The 17,978-nt window shown below is 59.9% G+C and carries 14 protein-coding genes and 1 riboswitch; of the genes, 4 read left to right on the forward strand and 10 right to left on the reverse strand.

The window, feature by feature from the left end:
* Positions 1-22: 22 nt before the first annotated feature.
* From acnD to G7048_RS25015, 3 genes are read right to left on the reverse strand one after another with little or no spacing between them, the layout of a single operon-like run.
* Positions 23-2,662, reverse strand: coding sequence for a Fe/S-dependent 2-methylisocitrate dehydratase AcnD (gene acnD, locus G7048_RS25005; RefSeq protein ID WP_166071195.1), 2,640 nt, complete (start codon positions 2,660-2,662; stop codon positions 23-25).
* Between the two features lie 20 nt (positions 2,663-2,682).
* Positions 2,683-3,852, reverse strand: coding sequence for a 2-methylcitrate synthase (gene prpC, locus G7048_RS25010; RefSeq protein ID WP_166071196.1), 1,170 nt, complete (start codon positions 3,850-3,852; stop codon positions 2,683-2,685).
* A complete protein-coding gene (locus G7048_RS25015) occupies positions 3,849-4,247 on the reverse strand; it encodes an acyl-CoA thioesterase (protein WP_166071812.1) in 399 nt (132 codons plus the stop codon). The genes prpC and G7048_RS25015 overlap by 4 nt, the downstream gene beginning before the upstream one ends.
* Before the next feature lie 146 nt (positions 4,248-4,393).
* Between G7048_RS25015 and G7048_RS25020 the strand changes: the two genes are divergently transcribed.
* Positions 4,394-5,806, forward strand: coding sequence for a short-chain fatty acyl-CoA regulator family protein (locus tag G7048_RS25020; RefSeq protein ID WP_166071197.1), 1,413 nt, complete (start codon positions 4,394-4,396; stop codon positions 5,804-5,806).
* Positions 5,807-6,032: 226 nt separating this feature from the next.
* Here G7048_RS25020 and G7048_RS25025 read toward each other — a convergent pair whose 3' ends face one another.
* A complete protein-coding gene (locus G7048_RS25025) occupies positions 6,033-6,428 on the reverse strand; it encodes a transcriptional repressor (protein WP_166071198.1) in 396 nt (131 codons plus the stop codon).
* A gap of 196 nt (positions 6,429-6,624) precedes the next feature.
* Between G7048_RS25025 and G7048_RS25030 the strand changes: the two genes are divergently transcribed.
* Both G7048_RS25030 and G7048_RS25035 read left to right on the forward strand, forming a co-directional pair.
* Positions 6,625-8,865, forward strand: coding sequence for a catecholate siderophore receptor Fiu (locus tag G7048_RS25030; protein ID WP_166071199.1), 2,241 nt, complete (start codon positions 6,625-6,627; stop codon positions 8,863-8,865).
* Between the two features lie 83 nt (positions 8,866-8,948).
* Positions 8,949-9,629, forward strand: a complete 681-nt coding sequence (locus tag G7048_RS25035) for a Fe2+-dependent dioxygenase (RefSeq protein ID WP_166071200.1) — start codon at positions 8,949-8,951, stop codon at positions 9,627-9,629.
* Positions 9,630-9,937: 308 nt separating this feature from the next.
* Here the strand turns inward: G7048_RS25035 and G7048_RS25040 are convergent, their stop codons facing one another.
* Genes G7048_RS25040 through G7048_RS25060 form a run of 5 tightly spaced genes read right to left on the reverse strand, consistent with a single transcriptional unit; the run spans position 9,938 to position 14,650 of the window.
* A complete protein-coding gene (locus G7048_RS25040) occupies positions 9,938-11,278 on the reverse strand; it encodes an OprD family outer membrane porin (protein WP_240933404.1) in 1,341 nt (446 codons plus the stop codon).
* A gap of 20 nt (positions 11,279-11,298) precedes the next feature.
* The gene (locus G7048_RS25045) at positions 11,299-11,715 is read right to left on the reverse strand and encodes a pseudoazurin (protein ID WP_205750436.1); all 417 of its coding nucleotides are present in this window, start codon (positions 11,713-11,715) and stop codon (positions 11,299-11,301) included.
* Between the two features lie 23 nt (positions 11,716-11,738).
* Positions 11,739-12,551: an ABC transporter ATP-binding protein gene (locus G7048_RS25050; RefSeq protein WP_166071203.1), complete on the reverse strand. Its 813-nt coding sequence runs from the start codon at positions 12,549-12,551 to the stop codon at positions 11,739-11,741.
* Entirely contained in the window at positions 12,548-13,597 is a 1,050-nt protein-coding gene (locus tag G7048_RS25055; protein ID WP_166071204.1) for an iron ABC transporter permease, read from the reverse strand. The genes G7048_RS25050 and G7048_RS25055 overlap by 4 nt, the downstream gene beginning before the upstream one ends.
* Positions 13,598-13,627: 30 nt before the next feature.
* On the reverse strand, positions 13,628-14,650 hold the full coding sequence (locus tag G7048_RS25060) for an ABC transporter substrate-binding protein (RefSeq protein WP_166071205.1): 1,023 nt from the start codon (positions 14,648-14,650) through the stop codon (positions 13,628-13,630).
* 136 nt (positions 14,651-14,786) lie between these two features.
* A riboswitch (cobalamin riboswitch) is annotated at positions 14,787-15,015 on the reverse strand.
* Positions 15,016-15,065: 50 nt separating this feature from the next.
* Here G7048_RS25060 and G7048_RS25065 point away from each other — a divergent pair.
* On the forward strand, positions 15,066-15,581 hold the full coding sequence (locus G7048_RS25065; protein WP_166071206.1) for a GNAT family N-acetyltransferase: 516 nt from the start codon (positions 15,066-15,068) through the stop codon (positions 15,579-15,581).
* Between the two features lie 133 nt (positions 15,582-15,714).
* Here G7048_RS25065 and G7048_RS25070 read toward each other — a convergent pair whose 3' ends face one another.
* On the reverse strand, positions 15,715-17,964 hold the full coding sequence (locus G7048_RS25070; RefSeq protein ID WP_371747729.1) for a TonB-dependent receptor: 2,250 nt from the start codon (positions 17,962-17,964) through the stop codon (positions 15,715-15,717).
* Positions 17,965-17,978: the final 14 nt, after the last annotated feature.

A 17,978-nucleotide genomic window follows, 5' to 3' on the forward strand; every position in this document is an offset into this window, starting at 1 on the left:
CGCTACGAATGGCTTTCTGTGCTTATGCCTCAACGGTGTGCGCTGCGTTCGATGCCAGAAAATCCTGTGCAAAGCGCTGCAGCACGCCACCCGCTTCATACACCGAGACCTCTTCGGCAGTGTCGAGGCGGCAGGTCACGAGAGCGCGGTCGATGCTGCCGCTTCGGCGATGAATCACCAGCGTGAGCTCGGCTCGCGGTTTGCGTTCGCCTTCGACATCATAGGTTTCGGTCCCGTCGAGTTGCAATGTCTTGCGCGTGATACCCGGCTTGAATTCAAGCGGCAATACACCCATGCCGATCAGGTTGGTGCGGTGGATGCGCTCGAAGCCTTCGGCCACGACGGTTTCCACACCGGCCAGTCGCACGCCCTTGGCCGCCCAGTCGCGGCTGGAGCCTTGGCCGTAGTCGGCCCCGGCGATGATGATGAGCGGCTGGCGCCGGTTCAGGTACGTCTCCATCGCCTCCCACATCCGCACTACCTTGCCTTCGGGTTCGATGCGGGCGAGCGAGCCCTTTTTCACCTGACCGTCGATCACCGCCATTTCATTGACAAGCTGCGGATTGGCGAACGTAGCGCGCATGGCGGTCAGGTGGTCACCGCGATGCGTGGCGTAAGAGTTGAAGTCTTCCTCCGGCAATCCCATCTTCGCCAGATATTCGCCTGCCGCCGAGCCCGCAAGAATGGCGTTGGACGGCGACAGATGGTCGGTGGTGATGTTGTCCGGCAAGAGCGCCAGGGGACGCATTCCCTTGAGCGTTCGCGGGTTGGCTGCCAACGCACCGACCCCTTCCGTGTCCCAATAAGGCGGACGACGGATGTAGGTCGATTGCGCGCGCCATGCGTACTGCGGATCGGCCTTCTCACCGTCATCCACGCGAATGGCGAACATCGGGTCATACACCGCGCGGTACTGCGAAGGCTTTACCGCTTGAGCGACCACCGCATCGATTTCTTCGTCGCTTGGCCAAAGATCCTGCAATCGGATGGGCTGGCCATCGACGACTGCCAGAACATCCCGTTCGATATCGAAGCGCACCGTCCCCGCAATCGCATAGGCCACGACCAGCGGCGGCGACGCGAGAAACGCCTGCTTGGCATACGGATGAATGCGGCCGTCAAAATTGCGATTGCCCGACAGCACCGCCGTGGCATACAGATCGCGATCAATGATCTCCTGCTGAATCTGCGGATCGAGCGCGCCGCTCATGCCGTTGCATGTGGTGCATGCAAAGGCGACGATGCCAAAACCCAGAGCCTCCAGGTCACCGAGCAAATCCGCCTCCTTCAAATACAGTTCCACCGCCTTCGATCCGGGCGCGAGCGAAGTCTTCACCCACGGCTTGCGCTTGAGGCCAAGCCGGTTGGCGTTGCGAGCCAGCAGCGCCGCCGCAATCACATTGCGCGGGTTGCTGGTGTTGGTGCAGCTGGTGATGGCTGCGATGATCACCGCACCATCGGGAAGCAGTCCGTCAGCTTCTTCGGCACGGGCCATCTCCAGCTTGACGGGTCCAGCGATGCCGCGACTGGCCAGCTCCGACACAGGCAGTCGGCGATGCGGGTTCGATGGCCCGGCCATGTTGCGAACGACGGTCGAAAGATCGAACTTCAGCACACGTTCGTACTGCACATCGCTCAGCGTGTCCGCCCAGAAGCCCGCTTGTTTTGCATAGGTCTCGACCAACTGCACTTGCGTTTCTTCTCGGCCCGTCAAACGCAGATAGGCGAGCGTCTGCTCATCGATGGAAAACAACGCCGCCGTTGCACCGAACTCCGGGCACATGTTCGCGATGGTGGCACGGTCGCCAATCGACAGGCTGCGCGCACCCTCGCCGTAGAACTCCACATAGGCACCGACGACTTTTTCCTGGCGCAGGAATTCGGTCAATGCCAGCACGATGTCGGTGGCTGTGATGCCGGGCTGGCGTCGCCCCGTCAACTCCACGCCAACGATGTCCGGCAACCGCATCCACGACGCACGGCCCAGCATCACGTTCTCGGCTTCGAGCCCGCCCACGCCGACCGCGATCACGCCCAGCGCATCGACATGTGGCGTGTGGCTGTCTGTCCCCACGCAGGTGTCGGGAAAAGCCACTCCAGCCTGCACGTAGACCACGGGCGACATCTTCTCCAGATTGATCTGGTGCATGATCCCGTTGCCCGCAGGAATCACCTCCATGTTGGCAAAGGCCTTCTTGGTCCACTCGATGAAGTGAAAGCGATCTTCGTTGCGGCGATCCTCGATCGCGCGGTTTTTCTCGAAGGCTTGCGGATCGTAGCCACCGCATTCCACGGCCAGCGAGTGGTCCACGATGAGCTGTACAGGCACCACCGGGTTCACGGCTGCCGGGTCTCCCCCCTCCTTGGCGATGGCATCGCGCAGGCCCGCCAGATCGACCAGCGCGGTCTGCCCCAGAATGTCGTGGCACACCACGCGCACGGGAAACCACGGAAAGTCGATCTCCCGCTTGCGCTCGATGAGCTGGCCAAGGTAGTCCTGCAGATGTGCGGGATCGGCGCGTCGCACGAGGTTCTCGGCGTGCACACGAGCGGTGTAGGGCAACCGCGCCCAGGCACCCGGCGCAATGGCATCCACGGCGGCGCGTGCGTCAAAGTAATCAAGGCCTGCACCTGCAAGCGGTTTTCGGTATTCGTTGTTCATGGGGCGATGCAAAGTCGAATTCAAACGCGCGCGTCGATCTGCACGAACTTCTGGTCTTCCGGACCGGTGTAGTTTGCGCTGGGACGAATGATCTTGTTGTCCACGCGTTGTTCAATGATGTGCGCCGCCCAGCCACTGGTGCGCGCAATCACGAACAGCGGTGTGAACATGGCGGTCGGTACACCCATCATGTGGTAGCTCACGGCGCTGAACCAATCGAGGTTGGGGAACATGTTTTTGACCTCCCACATCACCGATTCAAGACGTGCTGCGATGTCGAACATCTTGGTCGATCCCGCCTCATCCGAGAGCTGCTTGGCCACGCCCTTGATGACCACGTTGCGTGGATCGCTCACGGTGTAGACCGGATGCCCAAAGCCGATCACGACTTCCTTGTTGTCCACGCGCTTGCGGATGTCGGCCTCCGCCTCGGCTGGATTGTCGTAACGCTTCTGGATTTCGAATGCCACCTCGTTCGCACCGCCATGCTTGGGGCCGCGCAGCGCGCCAATCGCGCCGGTGACGGACGAGTACATGTCGCTGCCCGTACCCGCCACCACGCGCGCGGTGAAGGTGGATGCGTTGAACTCGTGCTCTGCGTACAGATTGAGCGAAGTGTGCATCGCCCGTTCCCACAGCGCGCTTGGCTTCTTGCCATGCAGCAGGTGCAGGAAATGCGCGCCGATGGAGTCGTCATCCGTCTCCACGTCGATGCGCTTGCCCGAGGTGCTGAAGTGATACCAGTACAGCAGCATCGAGCCAAGCGATGCCATGAGGCGGTCCGCGATATCGCGCGCGCCGGGCAGGTTGTGGTCGTCCTTCTCGGGCAAGGTGCAGCCCAGCACCGACACGCCCGTGCGCATCACATCCATCGGATGGCTGGCTGCGGGCAGTTGCTCCAGCGCCTGTTTCACGCTGGCTGGCAGACCGCGCAACGCCTTGAGTTTGTCCTTGTAAGCTCGCAGCTCGGAACGCGTCGGCAATTTGCCATGCACCAGCAAATGCGCGACTTCCTCGAATTCGCAGACTTCGGCGATGTCCAGAATATCGAAGCCGCGGTAGTGCAGATCGTTGCCGCTGCGGCCCACGGTGCACAGTGCCGTGTTGCCAGCGGTCACCCCGGAGAGCGCAACCGATTTCTTGGGTTTGAAGGTCGACGCTGCTGGCGTTTCAGTCGTTGTCGTCGTCATAGTGGGGTCTCCTGATTGATGTAAGAACAATGAATAGGTACAGCTCGGCCATTGGCATCGACCGCAACCATCTCAAACAAACCTTTGAGCGCTTCTTCGGCAGGTATGCCCGGAAGATCGGCCAAGCCGGTAACGCAGACCGTCATGGAACTGCGCCCTACGCGGCTCACCCAGGCACGCAAAGTGACTCGCTGTCCCACCGGAATCGGTGAGAGAAATTCAACGCTGGTGACGCCCGCCATCACCACTTCGCGCTGCGCCAAACTGCGCGCCGCGAGAAATGCGGCCTTGGCCATCAGTTGCAAACCCTGCCCTGCAAACAGCGTTCCGTGGTGGTTGGCAAGCGCTGGTAATACCAGTTCCTGCAACTCGGCGAATCCAGTGGGTGTTGTCATGGTTCGCAATTTACGCAAAATAACGGCTTGAGAACAGGACTGAAAAGGCGAATTTTTGCGAATGAAATCCATCATTTTGCGAATCTTGCGAACTCAACTGATCCACCGACAACGAACATCGACCCGAACACCGGAAAGACCAAGCGATGAAAAAAACCTTCATGGGCGTGAAGCTGCGCAAGTTGCGCGCAGAGCGCGACATGTCCCAGATCGCACTGGCCCACGCGCTCGGCCTGTCGCCCAGCTATCTCAATCAGCTCGAACAGAATCAGCGTCCATTGACCGTGTCCGTGCTGCTCAAACTCCATCGGGCGCTGGGCGTCGACATCCAGCAGTTTTCGGAAGACGAAGAAGCGCGCCTTGTGGCCGGATTGCGCGAGGCACTCGCGGATGCGCCGGAGGCCATCGCCCTGCCCGAATTGCAGGAAGTCGCTGCGCAAATGCCTGCCCTCGGCCTGGCGGTGATTGCCCTGCACCGTCGGCATCTCGAGGCGATGGAACGCATGGAGACCCTGTCGCTGAAACTGGGCGACGATCGATCCGATGCAACCGCACCACGCGCCATGCCGTTTGAAGTCGTGCGCGACTTCTTCTTCGCGCACCAGAACTATTTCGACGACGTGGATCGCGCAGCAGAGCGGCTCGCAGATGAGGCCCTCGCGAGCGGCAGCCATCTTGCGGACTGGCTGATCCAGCGACTGGAACAACGCCACCAAGTGCGTGTGCAGTTTCTGGAGGACACCCTCGAAAGCCAGCGCCACTTCGATCCCGCGAGTCGCATTCTTCAACTGTCATCCGCGCTGGAGCCCGCCCAGCAAGCCTTTCAGTTGGGCACCCAATTGGCCCTGCTGGAGATCAGCGACACCATCGACCGACACATTCACACACCGCAGTTCAACGCCGATTCCGCCGCGCGCAAACTGGCGCGCGTGGGCTTGGCCAACTACTTCGCTGGCGCGCTTTTGCTGCCTTATGGCCGATTTCTTCAAACGGCAGAACATTTGCGATACGACATCGACCTGCTGGGCCAGCGCTTCGGCGTGGGTTTTGAAACCGTGTGCCATCGACTCAGCACCTTGCAGCGACTGGATGCGCCGGGCGTGCCGTTCTTCTTCGTGCGCGTGGACCGGGCAGGCAACATCTCCAAGCGTCAGTCGGCCACACACTTTCACTTCAGCCGCACGGGCGGCACCTGCCCGCTGTGGAATGTCTATGAGGCGTTCGCCCAACCCGATCACGTGCTGCGCCAACTCGCCAGCATGCCCGACGGGCGTCGCTATCTCTGGATTGCGCGCTCGGTCTCGCGCGGGCAACGCGGCTATGGGTCGCCACGCAAGACGTTTTCCATCGGCCTCGGCTGCGACGTTCGCCACGCATCGCGCTTGGTCTACGCCAAGGGACTGGACCTCAACGACCCCGAGTCCGCCACCCCCATCGGCATGGGCTGCAAGGTCTGCGAACGCGAGCACTGCCCCCAACGTGCGTTTCCGTATGTGGGGAAAGGATTGAATGTGGACGAGAACTCGAGCCGATTTGCACCCTATGGATTCGGATCCTGATGCGCACCGCTCACCATCTCTGGTTCGGGCTGCTCTGGTTGTGAACACACAGAGGCTCTTCCCGCATGCCCGCACCTTGGTGGATCCGGCAGCACGTCCATGCTGCGGACATCGAAACCCGAATTCGGCGATGCCAATCGCTCATCGGCAGACAGGTGCAGCAACCGCTCAAGGAGCCTCTGCACGCACGGATCAACAAGCGGCTGGAAGCGGATCGGAAGGGGATTCAACGCGCAAGTCCACCCGAGGCGGTGCTGGTACACGTCGATCCGATTCGTGCAGCGCTTCCCTGAATGCCTTGATAGAGCACCTTGCCTTCGTCATCCGTACAACGTTGCACCAGTCCATGTTTCGCCAACTCACGGATAGCGCGGTGGGCGGAGCCTATGCCCACACGCACACCCAACTCGGCCATTCGGCGGATCACCTCGTTGATGCCGATGCCCTCTCCCTTTGAGCAGTCAAAGACCAGCAACGTGGCCATTCGCGCAACCGTTGGGCGCAGACCTGCGTCACGCAGGCGGTTGATCTTGGGCGTGCCTGTGAAGCACTGAATCTGCGATTCCTCCAAGTGCCATGCGTCCAGCGTCGTCGCTTGCGTCGCACTGTGGCGTTGTGTCACAAAGTGGTGAATTTGCAACAAATTAAATCCGATTTGTATATATGCATTCGTCTATTTTAATACAAATCATTATCATTTAAAAAGAAGCAAAGCAATGCTTTCATGAAGCCAGTTGTCTCCCATGACGCACTCAGCCATTGAGGATGAGTCGTTTGAACGCAGCAAGCCAACTTGTTCCATTTCTCCGCTCCGAATCATGGCGAACTCCAACACTTACATCAAAAGCCGCAAACACACGGTTCTTGCCGCAACGGCCATTGCAGCGCTCAGCCTGCCAATACACGCACAGTCCCAGACCAAACCTGCTGCCACGCCCACACTGAAAGAAGTGACGGTGACCGACGTACAGGAATCGGCCTATACGCCTGCGCACGGTCTGTCCTCTCCCAAGTTCACCCAGCCGCTGGTCAACACCACGCAGACCGTCACCGTCATCAAGGAACAGTTGATGAAGGAACAAGGCGCGACCACGCTGACCGAAGCGCTGCGCAATGTGCCCGGTGCCGGCACGTTCTACGCGGGCGAGAACGGCAACACCAGCACGGGCGACGCGATCTACATGCGCGGCTTCGACACGTCCAGCAGCATCTTTGTCGATGGCGTTCGCGACCTTGGCTCGATCTCGCGCGACATGTTCAACATCGAGCAGATCGACGTGATCAAGGGCGCTGCGGGCACGGACTTCGGCCGCTCTGCGCCCACCGGCTCGATCAACCTCTCGACCAAGCAGCCCAAGCTGGAGGACAGCTTCGACGCATCGCTCAGCGCCGGCAGCGCAAGCTACAAGCGCTCGACCGTGGACTGGAACAAGTCGCTCGAAGGCATGGGAGGTGCGGCCTTTCGCCTGAACGCGATGGCGCAAGACGCTGGTGTGGCCGGACGTGATGAAGTGAAGAACGACCGCTGGGGCATCGCGCCATCGCTCGCCTTCGGCCTGAACACCGACACACGCACCTATCTGAATTTCCTGCACGTCAAGCAGAGCAACGTGCCTGATGGCGGCGTGCTGACCATGGGCCTGCCCGGCTACTCTTCGCCTGATCCGACAAAGCGCCCTTACCTCTCGGGTGCCAGCCGTGTGAACTCTTCCAATTTCTACGGCACCTCGTCGGACCACGATGATGTGACCGCGGACATGGTGACACTGCGTGTCGAGCACGACTTTGCGCCTGGCGTCACGCTGCGCAACACTTCGCGTTGGGGCCAGACCAAGCAGGACTATCTGCTGTCGTCGTTCATGGCCGGCACGTCGCAACTGGTGACGCCGAGCACCGATCCCTCCACATGGACGATCACCCGCAGCATCAACACCAAGGACCAGGTCAACCGCATTCTGACCAACCAGACCCACCTGAACGCGAGCTTCGAGACCGGCTCCATCAAGCATGATCTGAGCACCGGCCTGGAACTCGCGCGCGAAGAGCAAAACGGCTACACGCTGGCCACCAGCGGCACCGTTCCCACTGTCAGCGTCTACCACCCGAATTCCAGCGTGTCCCTGCCCGCCTACGCCCGTACCGGCGCTGGCAACAAGGGGACGACCGACACCGTTGCGCTCTATGCCTTCGACACCCTCAAGCTCAACGAGCAATGGCAGATCAACGGCGGCGTGCGCCTGGATCACTACAAGACCGACTACGACACCTGGGACGCCAAGGGCGCATCCACACTCGATCTGAAGAAGAGCGGCAATCTGTTCAACTGGAAGATCGGCGCACTCTACAAACCAGCTCCCAATGGCAGCATCTACGCGAACATGGCGTTGTCGCAGCAGCCTCCGGGCGGCGCGAACTTCGCGCTGTCTTCGGCGGCCAACAATGCCGCCAATCCCAACATGGATCCTCAAAAGGCCAAGACGGCCGAGCTGGGCACCAAGTGGGAACTGTTCGACAAGCACATGCTGGTGTCGGGTGCGCTCTTCCGCACTGAAGTCACCAACGAAATCGTCACCAATCCCGATGGCACCGTCGGCCAGACCGGCAAGAAGGTCGTCCAAGGCATCGAACTGGGCGTGACCGGCCAGATCACCCCGGCATGGGGCGTGAGCGGCGGCTACACCATCCAGAAAACCAAGGTGGACACCGGCACCAAGGTGGCCGCAGACGGAACGAACGGCTTGACCTACACACCCAAGGACGCGTTCTCGCTGTGGACCCACTACCAGTTGCCCTTCGGTCTGAGCATCGGTGGCGGCGCACGCTACGCAGGCGGCCTCAAGCGCGGCACCGATGGTGCCGTGGGTACACCGAACCGCACCGATTCATATTGGGTGTTTGACGCGGTGGCAAGCTACAAGGTCAACAAGAACTTCGACGTGCAGTTGAACGTGTTCAACCTGTTCGACAAGGACTATGTCTCTGCCATCAACAAGAGCGGCTACCGCTACTTCCCAGGCATCGCACGCTCGGTGCGTCTGACCGCGAACGTGCATTTCTAAGACGACGCACACAAAAAAGCACGTCACAACCTGCGCCCGGCCAGCTGTCATGGCCGGGCTTTTCCGTTCAAGGACTGCCCCGCATGATGCTGCATATCCCCAACGTCCTCACCCACGAACAAGTCGCGCAGATGCGTGCCGCCATCGATGCTGCCGAATGGGTCGACGGGCGCACCACCGCAGGCGTGCAAGGCGCGCATGTCAAACGCAATCGCCAGTTGCCCGAAACCTCGCCCGTCGCCGTCGAGCAAGGGCGCATCATCGAGCAGGCACTCGCGCGATGCGATCTGTATTTCAGCGCCGCGCTGCCCGCCCGCACCATGCTGCCGCTGTTCAACCGCTACAGCGATCAGGAGACCTACGGCCTGCACGTCGATGGCGCGGCACGCCGCGTGCCAGGCTCGGTCTTGTGGATGCGCACGGATGTCTCATGCACATTGTTCCTGAGCGGCCCTGACGAATACGAAGGCGGCGAGCTGACCGTGGTCGACACCTACGGAACGCACGAAGTCAAACTGCCTGCGGGTGACATGATTCTCTATCCCTCCACCAGCCTGCACCGCGTCAATCCCGTCACCCGCGGCGAGCGCGTGGGTGCGTTCTTCTGGACGCAAAGTCTGGTTCGCGACCCTGCTCGGCGCGCCATGCTGTTCGAAATGGATCAGGCTCTGCGAGGTCTGCGCGCCCGCATCGGCGAGACCGAAGAAACGGTCGCCTTGACCGGCCACTATCACAACCTTTTGCGGATGTGGTCGGATACCTGAACCACCGTTCCATCACCAGCGCGCCACGCAAGCTGCTGCCACTGGGCTGCGTCAGTCTGGGCGCTGGCTTGCGGGCAATCGTCGCACTGAATGTCTCGCGGATGTAGCTAGTTCCCTTACGAAAGCTCTCCAATCACCGTTGTGCAAAAAATGCTTCCGCAACGATCAAAGTATTGAGAATCATTCACACACCAGTGATATAATCCATCACTGGTGCCACCCCAACAACAGGTGCTCCAAGGTTCTTTTCATCGTGGGTAGCCAGCGGATTCTGCAAAGAGTCTGCTGGCTTTTTTTGTTTTGAAGACTCAGAACACCGTGATTGGCATCTCAGCCACCCACCTTATCTGGTTCATGTTGGATTCGCCCTGCGCCTTGTTGGTGCGGTGCACGCCATAACGCAGTTGCATGCTCAGGCCCTTGGCACTGCCGCCCTGCACCACGTAGCGCACAACGGCATCACGCTCCCAGTGCTTTCCGTTCGATCCGCTGTAGCCAAGATAGTTGGCATAAACGCGGTTGAGGCGGCTGTTGTCTACGCCGGAACCTCGCGTGTAGGCAATGCCCGCGCTCAAGCCAGGAGTGACGATCGATGCCAGGTCCACGTCGTACTTCAACTGCCAGGACGCTTCACGCGGGCCATTGAAGTCGGAGAGCTGCATGGCGTTTTCGAGCCAGATAGAGCCACGGTTCACATAGTCGAAAGGACTGTTTCCGTTCACCTTCTGGTAGCCGATCCCCAGCTTGTGCGGACCTGCGGCATAGGTGCTCATCAGGCTCCATGTGGTGTTGCTGACCTCCCCCGATTTCGCCAGGCCCGTGTCCGTGTTGCGATAGAGATTCAGGCTGAACGACAGAGAGCGCTTTTGCTCAAGCGGCAGTTTGTAGAAGCTTCCCAGATACCACGTGTTCCAATTGTCTTCATACTGGCCGACGTAGCTTGTGAGCGAAAGGTTCTGTACTGGCGTGCTCCACATGCCACCCAAAAAGCGGAATGCATCGCCCGTGACGCCGGAGTAGTTGGCAAGCAGTGCGTTGTTGCTCTTTCGGGCATTTCGATCGGACCAGCCGGTAAAGCGTCCCGCCTGAAGCGCAAGCGTCGGGATATCGCTGCTGCTGATCATCCAGCCGCGATGGGTCTCTGGCAGAAGTCGGGTGTCCGACGAATGGAAGATGGGATTTTTGGTGCGCATCTCGCCTACCCGCAATTCGGTGGACGACATCCGCAACTTGAGTGCAGCACCCGCACGACCAAAGCTGTCCGGAATGTCCAGTCCATCCTTGGCCATGTAGCGCGGCGTCGAGCGCGCACTGTCGGCATCGGTTCCCAGATTCACAGCACCGTACAGATGCGCGTCCAGTCCCAGACCCACCACGCCACCGGTATAACCCGACTGGTAGTTCATCATCAGTCCGTAAGCCGATTCCACTGCTTTGGTCTTGCCACGTTCGCCGTTGGTCGCCCGAAATGTGCTGCCGTTCTGGTAGTCCAACTGTTCGTAGACATAACGGTTGTGCATCTGCAGGCTGCTACCTTCGACAAACCCTTTGGCGTCATCCTGAGCGCCCGCGTGGGCAACGCCCGTGGATGCCAGGCCAAGCGCTGCCAGAACATGAAGCGCCTGGTGTGTTCCATTCTTGGAGTTCATCTTCTTCAAAATCATCTTCATCATTTGGCCGCACGCGTAGCGATCTCAAGAAAGCGTTGTTTGGCACGCTCGGGCACGTCGGCAGGGACATTCATTCCCGACAACGGCACTTCTCCCACCTGAATCAGCATGACCATGCCCATCGCGTAATGCGGCAGGCATTTGATTCCGTAGATGCCCGGCTCGGTCAGGGTCACTTCGATTTCTTCGTTGATCTTTCCTTTGAATGGCTGCGCGCCAGCAGGCGCCATGCCAGCGATGGAGACGGCGTCATGACCATTGCTGCTCGCCAGAAACTTCACTTTGTCGCCAGGCGACAGCTTGAGGAGTTCCGGTTCATAGGCCATCGCACCATGCGGTCCGCGATTGAGCATCTTGACTTCAAAGGTCTCTGCTTGCGTGAGATGTGCATGCGAGATGCCCAGCAGCAAGGGCATGGCTCGCACCAAGGTCTTGAATTTCATGAATGAAGCTTTGAGTTGTACGGTTGAGAGTCGAGCGGCTGAAATCGCAGCACGCGAGAGCCATCCTGCGGATCGATCAATTCACGAACACGCACTTTGAAAATTTCCTGAAGCAACTGCGGCACAAGGACTTCCTGTGGCAGGCCAACGCATACCAACTGCCCCCGACTCATCACCGCCAGGCGATCACAGGTCAGTGCCTGATTCAGATCGTGCAGCGCCACCACCTTGGCAATGGGAAGTTCGTGCACCAACTGCATCAGCGAGAGTTGTTGATGGATGTCGAGGTGATTGGTGGGTTCGTCCAGCAACAGCACACGCGGCTGCTGTGCGAGTGCGCGCGCAATGTGCACCCGCTGTCTTTCGCCACCCGACAGGGTGTTCCACGCGCTGCGCTCCTTGTCCAGCAAGCCGACTGCGTTGAGTGCATCACGCACAATGCGTCGGTCTTCTTCCGACAACGGCTGCAGCGCCGACAGCCAGGGCGTGCGCCCCAACTCCACCGCGTCCCATACGTTGATCGCGTCCAGCGTTTCGGCCATCTGCGCGACAAAGGCCAACTGCTGGGCTGTCTTGCGCCGGGCCGTTTTTCGAAGGCTGTTTTCGCCGAGCAGCACCTCGCCTTCATGCGGATGGATGACGCCGGACAGCAATCGCAGCAACGTGGATTTTCCTGAACCGTTGGGGCCGACCAGTCCCAAGGTTTCACCGGCGCGCACGTCCAGGGAGATGTCATGAACGATGGCGTTGCCCTTGGCTTTCCAGCTGATGCCACAGGCTTGCAATACGATGGGTGAGGACGCCGTCATCGACGAGCCCCCTTCCCCTTGAGCAAAATGCCCGCGAACACAGGCGCCCCCACCAAGGCCGTGATCACGCCGATGGGCAAGACCTGACCAGGAATCAGGGTGCGCGACACCACATCGGCAGCGATGAGGAAAATGGCACCGATGAGTGCACTCGCTGGGATCAACCGACTGTGCCGCACACCCACCAACAATCGCGCCGCATGCGGAATGACCAAGCCTACGAATCCGATCGCACCGACGATGGATACCATGACCGCCGTGATCAACGCGGCCACCAGCAACAGCGTCAACTGCACGCGTCGCACCGGTACACCCAAGGATGCGGCCGATTCGCTGCCGAATGTGAAGGCATCCAAAGCACGCGCGTGCAACACGCAGATCACCATGCCGACCAGCGCAACCGCAACCGTCAAGAATGTGTCCGACCATCGCACGCCGCTCAGATTTCCAAGCAACCAGAACATGATGCCGCGTGCCTGTTCCGCGCTGCCTGATTTGGTGATGATGAGCGAAGTCAGTGCATTGAAGAGCTGCGATCCGGCGATGCCTGCCAGCACGATCTGGCCACTGTTTCGCAGGCCGCCGCTGCCAGCGGCGTGCGCCAGCAATGCGACCATGGAGAATGCGCAAACTGCACCGAAGAATGCGCCGGTTGTCATCGAAATGGCACCCGCGCCCAAGCCAGCCACCGAAACCAGAACGGCCCCCGTGGATGCGCCAGCAGAAATGCCGAGAAGGTAGGGCTCAGCCAACGCGTTGCGAAGCAACGATTGAAGCATCACGCCAGAAATGGCCAGCCCCGCGCCGCACGCTGCCGCCACCAAGGCACGTGTGAGCCGGTAGTTCCAGACGATGCCTTGGTCGATGGGATCAACCGCGTAGTTTCCTCCGGCCAGTTTGTTGCTCAGCACTTCGAACACCACGCGAACAGGAATCCGCGTCTCGCCAATCGCAATGCCGAGCACCACGGCCACCAGCAGCAAAAGCAGTGCTGCAACACTCCAATGCAGCACACGCGCAAGCCGCTTGGCTAGCGTTCCAGACATGACTCGACCCGGTCGTCCTGATCGACCCGCTTACTTGGCGGTGGTTTGAAGCTTGAGCACCGCGTCGGAGATCTGCTCCATGCCCGTGACCATGCGAATCGATCCCTGCAGCGCATCTGCATCCACGATCACGATGCGGTTATTCTTCACGGCGTCCATATGCTGAGTCACCGGATCGCTTTTCAGAAATTCAAGTTTCTTCTGGTAATCATCCGCTGGAAAGCGACGGCGGTCCATGCGCGCGATGACCAGAATCGACGGGTTCGCCTTGGCGATGGTTTCCCAACCCACGGTGGGCCACTCTTCCGCAGAAGTGACGATGTTGCGCAGTCCGAGCGTCTGCATCATGTAGCCCGCCACACCCTTCTGTCCCGCCATGTAGGGATCGATGGCGAGGTCGGCACTCGAGAACCACAGTGCAGCCGACAGGTTGTGCATGTTCGATGCCTTCACCTTCGCAACTGCCTTGGCTTGGCGATCCATCAAATCCTTGACCAGCGCTTCGCCGCGCGTTTGCACATCAAAGATCTGTGCCAACTGGCGCACGCTTTTGTACAGCGCATTGACGTCGTAAGCGGCCGTTCGCGTGCCATCAGCGCCGCTCAAGTTGTTCTTGCCTTCACAGTCGGAAGGCATGGCATAGGTGGCGATACGCAGATCGTGGAACTGCTCGCGCGTTCCGACGACGCCGTCCTTGCCGACCATCCATTCAAACTGCGAGACCACCAGTCCGGGTCGCTTGCCGATCACCGATTCAAAGCTCGGATCGTTGTCGGCCAGACGCGGCACCTTGTCATTGATGGCTTTGAACTGCGGCTGCACGGCATTGAACCAAAGGGATGTGCCAACCACCTTGTCTCCCAATCCCAATGCGTAGAGCATCTCGGTTCCTGCCTGCCCGATGGTCACCGCCGAAGCGGGTGCCTTGTCATACGAAACCGTGTAACCGCAGTTCTGAACCTGCAACGGGTAGGTCGTCGCACCAGCCACCATGGGCAGCACGGAGATAGCGGCTGCAAGCAGCGTTTGGGAGATGGTGCGCGGAATCTGCATCGAACGGGTCTTTCCAAAATGGCAGGAAAGCCCTTGGAAGAAACAGCCAGCACGAGCCGCGATGTCCGTTGCACGCAAACGCACAGGACGACGCAGATATCCGGGAACTGTTCACTTCCCGGACACCCCGCCGGCAATGAATATGTGGTGCTCTGGCAGGTCTCCTGACTGGTAAATCATCGCCTGCTCTGCGCCTTCCCGGACCATGTGTCCAGTGACATATCGAGAGCCAGCTCATTACCTACAGTTGCGGGGGCAGTTCCATTTCACGGGCCCTCACCAAAAGGCGAAGACCACTGGATTCCCTGCTGTGCCGCGCGATGCGCAACACAACTCCTTGCGGAACCGAAGCGGTCGTTAATGTACCGCACTTTCCAAACCTTGGTTGCTTGGTTTTCGCTGATAAAGTTCCTCGATGCCTGATTCCGCAACCGTCACCATCCATCGCATCCACGATTCGCAGATCGTTCTGGACTTTCTGCTTCATGCAAGAAAAGAGATGTTCGGTGAACGCATCAATCCGCTGGAAGTACCCGAAGACCTGGCGAACTACGAGTTGGTCTACGCCCCGCCAAACGGCTGCATGCTGGCCGCCGTAGATTCAGACGACAAGGTGCAGGCAACCATCGCTTATCGCGCCTACGACGGCCGATTTCCACAATTGCATTTTCACGACAATGCGAAAATTGTGGAGGTTGTACGGCTGTATGTGGCCCCTTGCATGCGTCGATCAGGGCTTGCGACGCAACTTTTCCATGCGCTCGAACAGGAAGCCAGAGCTGATGGCTGCGACGTGCTTTACTTGCACACGCACCCGTTTTTGGAAGGCGCTCTGGAGTTCTGGCAGAAATGCGGATTCCAGATCATGGATCGCGAAGAGGATCCGGTTTGGCAGACCATTCACATGCAACTCAGTGACTGGAACACCTGAGTTTTGTCGCTCAAGAATGACCATTGACTGACTGGTTTCAACAAGCTGTTCCCGGGCGACTGCCATCTGCACAGAACGGCGACACCCTGCCATTCTGCGCAGATGCTCAGGCGGCGCTCATCCCCAAAAGGCTTCAGAAGTCGACGCTTGCGGACACAAGGACCGTGCGAGGCGCACCCAGTGCCAGGCTGGAGAGCAGCGGCATGCCCCAGTACGACTTGTTGGTGACGTTGTTCACCGTCGCCCGCAATGTGACCGGGTGCTCTGCAAGTTTGGTGGCGTAGCGTGCTCCGATGTCATAGATCGTGCGGCCAGGAACCCAGAGCGTGTTGTCTGCGCTGATGTATTGCTTGGAAGCCGCTGTCGCGTTGGCGGTGAGCGTCAGCCCTTGCACGGCGGACACATCCCACTCGGCACCCAGTTTTCCTTGCAGCTTGGGTACGCCCGTGGCCGTCTTGCCCTGGTTGACGCCTGCGGCAGTCTGGGTGAGCTTGGGCGCGGTATAGGCAATGCCGCCCATCAGGCGCACGCCGTTGAGTGGCGCACCGAAAAAGCCCCACTCCACACCGCGATTGCGCTGCTCTCCACCGAACGAGAAGATATTGGTGACCGGGTCCGTGTAGCTGCTGGGACGAGTGATCTCGAACAGACTGAAGGTATTGGCAAAACCGCCGAAGTCCAGTTTGACGCCGAGTTCCTTTTGCTTGCTCTTGAAAGGCGCAAAGACCTCGCCCGCGTTCGCCGCCGTCAGTGGTGCCGTCGATCCCTGACTCAGGCCTTCGATGTAATTGGCATAGGCCGACACATGATCAGTGGCCTTGACCAGCAAGGCTGCAGCCGGCGACGTGGCGCTCTTGTCGTAGCGCGCGGTGCGTGCGCCGCTGGTGACGCTGAACGTGTCGCTCACCACCTGCTGACGGCGCACACCCAGCGTGAGTTGCACGCGATCATCCAGGAACGACATGGTGTCCGCCAGACCGTAGCTCGCCAATCGCACTTCCGTGTGCGAGATGTGCGGAGCGATGAACTCCGCTGCCGCTCCCCAGACCGGGTTGTAGATGTTGGTGGTCCAGTCCGCACCGGGCACGCTGCGGCGACCGAAATCGTTTTGCTTGTGCGAGTAATGTGTGGCGTTCATGGACCACTGGTGCTTGACGGGACCGGTCTGCAGTTTGCCCTTCAGACCCAGTTCACCGGAATGCTTTTTCTGCTCGAAGGCCAGTTGCCCGATGGTGGTACGGAAGTCGCCCTTGGCATTGAGCACCTGCGCGGATATGGCGCCGTTGTATTTGTAGTCCGTCTCACTCACACCAAAGGCCGCGTAAGCCATGACTTGATCGCTCAGGTCGAACTCACCGCGAACCATTACGGCCTTGTCCTTGTTGTGCACCTTGGACCAATCGGGGTTCAACAAGGTGTCGGCCTTTGGAGGCGAGGGAATCGCCACGCCTGGGGCCAGATTGATGCCTCGGGTCACGCCGTGCACACGATCATCACTGCCGTAGATGTCGGCGGAAATGCGCACGCGCTCGCCGCGCCAATCCAGTCCCACGGATGCCAGCGTCACCTTCTTTTCCTGATCGTTGACCGCGCCATCCCCGTTGCGATAAGCGCCATTGAAGCGAATGCCGAACTGCTGCCTCTCGCCGAATCGGCGGCCCACGTCGATGTGCCCACCGAACTGCGAGTCGGACATATAGGTTGCCGTGAACCGCGTCAGAGGCACATCGCCGGCGCGTTTCGGAACCAGATTCACCGATCCACCCACCGAGCCTCCGGGGGGCATTCCGTTGAGCAGGGCCGACGGGCCTTTCAGCACCTCGATGCGCCCGAACATTTCCGGCGTCGTGCGGTAGTACGGTGCCATGCCGTAGAGCCCTCCGAACGTCATGTCGTAGGTGTTCGATGCAAATCCACGGATCGAATAGGCCTCGCTCCAGGCCCCCGACACGCCGTTGCTGAACACGGTTGGATCGGTCGCGGCGATCACGTCGGTGATGGTCTGCGCTTGCCGGTCTTCCACGAACTTGTCGGTATAGCTGATGGTGTTGAAGGGTGTCTCCATGAAGTCCTTGTCACCCAGAAAGCCCACTCGCCCACCCGAAGTCACCTGACCGCCCGCATAGGGAGCAGCGGGTGACGTCACCTTGTCTTGAACAGTCACCTGCGGCAGGCTGGCCGGTGTGTGCGCACCTTGCTCGGAAGTGGACTGTGCGATCGCACTCGGCGCGGCAACGACCATGCCGCCCATGGCCATGCTCAGCAGCAGCGCGCGACGAGCGGTGGTGCTGCGCTTGAGCGCAAACGGTGCGGACAGTGGATGGGTGCCAGTGGCGTCTTGCGCGTTCTGGGCATTGCGGGAAGGCGTGCGATGTGTAGTCATGCCAAGTTCCTCTT

This window comes from Diaphorobacter sp. HDW4B, assembly GCF_011305535.1.
In the GTDB taxonomy this organism is placed as follows: domain Bacteria; phylum Pseudomonadota; class Gammaproteobacteria; order Burkholderiales; family Burkholderiaceae_C; genus Diaphorobacter_A.